The organism is Acidobacteriota bacterium, assembly GCA_039030395.1.
Lineage (GTDB): Bacteria > Acidobacteriota > Thermoanaerobaculia > Multivoradales > JBCCEF01 > JBCCEF01.
In genome coordinates this window covers 1-2,748 of the sequence record JBCCEF010000052.1, presented here as the reverse complement: position 1 = coordinate 2,748, position 2,748 = coordinate 1, and the positions used below count along the sequence as shown (strand labels likewise).

Annotated in this window: 5 protein-coding genes; 3 read left to right on the top strand and 2 right to left on the bottom strand. The window is 67.1% G+C overall.

The genetic code is table 11. The annotated features are described in order from the left end of the window. Both AAF481_20365 and AAF481_20360 read right to left on the bottom strand, forming a co-directional pair. Positions 1 to 283: sulfotransferase family protein (locus tag AAF481_20365; GenBank protein ID MEM7483521.1), on the bottom strand; the 283-nt coding region annotated here is incomplete at its 3' end. A gap of 132 nt (positions 284 to 415) precedes the next feature. Next, complete coding sequence (locus AAF481_20360; GenBank protein ID MEM7483520.1) at positions 416 to 1,135, bottom strand: type 1 glutamine amidotransferase; 720 nt, start codon at positions 1,133 to 1,135, stop codon at positions 416 to 418. Between the two features lie 70 nt (positions 1,136 to 1,205). On the opposite strand from AAF481_20360, the gene AAF481_20355 reads away from it, so the two are divergent. From AAF481_20355 to AAF481_20345, 3 genes are all read left to right on the top strand, one after another. Next, positions 1,206 to 2,015, top strand: a complete 810-nt coding sequence (locus AAF481_20355; protein ID MEM7483519.1) for a nitroreductase family protein — start codon at positions 1,206 to 1,208, stop codon at positions 2,013 to 2,015. After that, on the top strand, positions 2,012 to 2,350 hold the full coding sequence (locus AAF481_20350) for a TraR/DksA C4-type zinc finger protein (GenBank protein ID MEM7483518.1): 339 nt from the start codon (positions 2,012 to 2,014) through the stop codon (positions 2,348 to 2,350). The genes AAF481_20355 and AAF481_20350 overlap by 4 nt, the downstream gene beginning before the upstream one ends. Positions 2,351 to 2,419: 69 nt before the next feature. Further along, the coding region (locus AAF481_20345) for a hypothetical protein (protein ID MEM7483517.1) at positions 2,420 to 2,748 on the top strand (329 nt) is incomplete at its 3' end.

Genomic DNA, 2,748 nt, shown 5'->3' with positions numbered 1-2,748 from the left:
TCAACCGCGCGATCGTCCCGCTAAAACTGGTCCACCACGTCTCCTCGGGCCGTTCGGTGTGGATAACGACCGCCTCGGGGAACTTCGGCAGCATCTCCTCCCAGACCCGCGCGCCGGGCCAGTCGACTTGCGAGACATAGCCCGCGAATACCTCGGTCCAGTCGACCGCCGCACCCTCGCTCACGGCCTTCCAGTGGGCCATTTGCGCCGGGTTCTCGATGACTTCGTTCATGTGGTGGCAAGGGCCGAACCCCAGCTGTTCCAGGGCCATCTTGGTCGACATCGTTCCAGTACGCCCAAAGCCCGATCCGATAATTCTGAGTGTCATACAGCTCTTTCTCTCATTGTCGGGCCCGGCCCCCAGCTTCGTAAACTTCCCACCTGCAGATTGGCCGCCACGGAGGCCCGCCTCCGGTCAGGCTGTTGCCACTCCTGCCGGGGCCGCGCGCAGACCGGTCCGGAAGACGGCGGCCATCTTTTCGGCGACGGTCTGATCATCATATGCTCCGTCGAGCGTCTTGAGCGCCTCTTCTACCAAATCACGGGGCAGAAGTTCGCGCCGCTGCTCGAACAGATCGGCGACGAAGTCCGATCCGAACTCCGGATGCGGCTGCAGTGTCCAGGCACGGTCTCCATAGGCCAGCGCCGCGATCCGGCAAAACTCTGACGAGCCGACGATCTCGGCACCCTCGGGCGCTTCGATGACCTGATCCTGATGAAAGCCGATCACCTCCAGCGGTCGGTCGAAGCCCTTGATGTGGTACTCCTGCCGGCCAAGCGACCAGCCGCCATCGAACTTCACCACCGTGCCACCCAGCGCCTGGGCGAGGATCTGGTGGCCAAAACAGATCCCGACGATCGGCACATGTGCCGCGAAGGCCTCGCGAAGGAACGTCTCGAGGGTCGCGATCCAGGGCAGGCTGTCATAGGCGCCGTGGCGCGATCCGGTGATCAGCCACCCGTCAGCGTCATCCACCGCATCGGGAAATTCGCCATCCAGCACCCGCCAGTTCCGGAACCGAAAGCCATGGCCGGACAGAAGCCGCTCCATCATCTGCGGATAGGAGCCGTGGCGCGAGAGCAGCGGCTCCATCACCGGGCCCGTTTCCAGAATTCCGATTGTCATCTCTGCCATGGTGCGCCTCGTCCTTGTGTCGGGGCGAATCTGTGGAATGGTGAAGCCCCGGTCAAGAGGAGGAATGCGCATGTCGCTGAGAGAGGTGTTCGAAAGCCGTTTTGGCGATCCCGGCACTGTTGACGAGATCGCAGAGCTCGAGGCGGTCGCCGGACGCGGCTCGTGCCGCCATTTCACGGACCGTTCTGTCCCGGCTGGTCTGGTGCGCGCACTCTGCGCCACCGCACTCGCCGCGCCGTCGAAATCCGACCTCCAGCAGCGTGATATTCTTGTCGTGACGGACAGCGGGATCCGCCGGGGGATCGACGCCGCCTGCGGGCAGGACTGGATCGCGGGCGCGCCGGTCTTCCTCGTCTTTCTGGCCAATCACCGGCGTCAGCGGCGCCTCGCGGACCTGCATGGCCTGCCATTTGGCAACGACCATGCAGATGCGCCCTTCAACGCCGCGATGGATGCGGCCATCGCCATGGCGACCTGTGTCGCGGCGGCGGAGCGGGCGGGGCTCGGCGCCTGCCCGGTCTCGACAATCCGCAACAGGCCCGAGGACGTCGCCGGGCTCCTTGGCCTGCCCGACCGGGTTTTCCCCGCCATGGGCCTCGCGCTCGGCTGGCCGAAGTTTCCCCCCCGGATTTCCATGCGCCTGCCGCTCGCGGCCACGGTGCACGAGAACCGGTTCGACGATGCGGGCGAGGAGGACGCGGTCCGCGCCTATTCCCGCGCCCGCGCCGCGCGCCAGCCGTTCTCCGCCCAGCGGCGGGTGGATGAGTTCGGCGAGAGCGCGGATTATGGCTGGTCCGAGGACAAGGCCCGCCAGTATGTCCACCCCGACAGGGCGGGCTGGGGGGCGTATCTCCGCCGCATCGGGCTCTCGCTCACATGACGATCGACATGGCAGCTCTGGTGGCGCACATCCGTGCCGAAATCACCGAGATCGAGGCGGCGGAGCGGGCCACCGCCTGGAACCGCGAGGCCGTGGAGCTTGACCAGCAGTCGGTCGGCCGGCTCAGCCGGATGGACGCGCTTCAGGTCCAGGCGATGGCGCTGGCCGAAAGCCGCAGGCGCGGCCAGCGGCTGGTGGCGCTGAAGGCTGCGCTCAAGCGCGCCGATGAGGATGAGCTTGGCTGGTGCCAGGAGTGCGGCGAGGAGATCGCCGCAGGTCGGCTCGCGCTCGACCCCGCCACCCCTCTCTGCATCGCCTGTGCGCAGGGTCTGTGATAGGGTTCAGCGATGACGAGACCTATTGCCTGATCCATGCCCGATTTCAGATCCCGTAGAGATCTTATAGTGTGGCTGCAGACCCGCCCGCGCGAGGAGATTGTCCTGTTCGCGGCCCGCGTCGCCCTGCGGGCGCTGCCGGCGCTGGAACTGTATGATCGGGACGAGGCGCCCGCGGCCCTGATCCTGACCTGCCTGCGTGCTGTGGCTGCGCCCTGGCTTGCGGGCACATGGCCAAGCCAGGGCGCAGAGGTTCGAAACGCCGCCGACTTTTCCGCCGCCGCCGCCGCCGCCGCCGCCGCCGCCGCCTCCGACGCCGCCTCCGACGCCGCCTATTTCGCCGCCTATTTCGCCTCCTCCGCCTCCTCCTCCGCCTCCTCCTCCGACGCCGTCGCCGC